Genomic DNA, 1,426 nt, shown 5'->3' on the forward strand with positions numbered 1-1,426 from the left:
CGTAATGCTGTTCACTTAAGCATTTGAGTCAAAGCCGGGCTTATCCGAAAATCCGATGCCAGACCTCTGGCATCGGATTTTTTATGTCTGTTCAACAGGACCTGCTCGACCTCGGCGACCTTTTCAACTTCTGCGACCTGAGCACCTTTACCCAAAATATTCCCATTGAGTGGGTAGCGTCTGCGCTGGATCTTTCCAGTCAGGCCACCATTCGCCGGCGTCGCCTGCCCGCTGACCAAGTGCTTTGGCTGGTGCTCGGCATGGCACTGTTTCGTGACGAGCCGGTTCACGAGGTAGCCAGACGTTTAAACATTTGCGCCCAAGGCCTGGCCTCCGACCACCTGTTGGCCCGTAGCGGTGTAACCGAAGCTCGCAAGCGGCTTGGCGCTGATCCCGTTGAGTGGTTGTTCCGCAAGACAGGCACCCAATGGGGCGCGGAGCGCTATGCCGATGACGCCTGGCATGACCTGCAGGTGTTCGCGGTGGACGGTGCCCTCTTGCGCACCCCGGATACGCCCGAGCTTCGGCATCACTTTGGGTCGGGAAATACCGCGACCGACCGCCAGACACCGTTTCCCATGATGCGGCTGGTGGCGTTGATGAATGTGCGTTCGCACGTGATCCTGGATGCTCAATTGAGCCCTTACCGACGCAGTGAAATGCGCTTGGCCGACGAGTTCCTGCAGCAGATCCCCGATCACTCGGTGACGTTATTCGACAAAGGATTCTGGGGGGCAGAACTACTGTCGAGCCTGAGCCGTGCTGGTAGCAACCGTCATTGGTTGATCCCGGCAAAAAAAGGAATGGTCTGCGAAGAAGTGACCCGCTACAGCCAGCATGATCGTTTGGTGCGCATGAAAGTCTCACCGCAGGCCAGAAAGCGAAACCCGACCCTTCCAACCCATTGGGAGGCCCGCGAAGTCAGCTATGAAATTCAAGGCAAGCTAAAGACCGTCATGACGTCTTTACCGGCCAACACCTACAACACCAAGGCCGTTGCCAAGCTTTATCAGGAACGCTGGGAGATCGAATTGGGCTTCAGGGACATCAAGAGCTCGATGCAACAGAACGCAGTGACCTTGCGTAGCAAAAAAGTCGATCTGGTCTATCAGGAGGTATGGGGACTTTTGCTGGCTTACAACGTAATTCGTCGGGAAGCCAGTCAGGCGGCGGTGGCGTTTGGTCGAGCGCCATCGGACATCCGTTTCAAACCGGCCTGCCAGTACATCGCCGTCCAACTGATCGTCATGGCAGCGGCTAACCCGGTTTCAGCGACAGGGAGGCGATTGGCAGAGCTAAGGGCAGGTATTGGAGGATTATTTCTGGATCACCGCCCCAGGCCTTCGAGGCCAAGGACGGTGAAGATCTCAAAGACCCGGTTTCCAGTAGACCGTAAGGCTGCTCCGCTTAAGTGAACAGCATTACG

At 56.5% G+C, this 1,426-nt stretch carries 1 protein-coding gene; it reads left to right on the forward strand.

Going from position 1 to position 1,426, the window contains the following annotated elements; all coding sequences use genetic code 11:
• Nucleotides 1–83: 83 nt before the first annotated feature.
• A complete protein-coding gene (locus tag CKW16_RS31500; RefSeq protein ID WP_095133630.1) occupies nucleotides 84–1,415 on the forward strand; it encodes an IS4 family transposase in 1,332 nt (443 codons plus the stop codon).
• Nucleotides 1,416–1,426 lie beyond the last annotated feature (11 nt).

It is taken from the genome of Pseudomonas sp. Irchel s3h14, assembly GCF_900187425.1.
Taxonomy (GTDB): domain Bacteria; phylum Pseudomonadota; class Gammaproteobacteria; order Pseudomonadales; family Pseudomonadaceae; genus Aquipseudomonas.

Bases quoted from the DNA above. Each gene is read 5' to 3' on its own strand.
- CKW16_RS31500 (WP_095133630.1), top strand. From the start codon at position 84: ATGTCTGTTCAACAGGACCTGCTCGACCTCGGCGACCTTTTCAACTTC.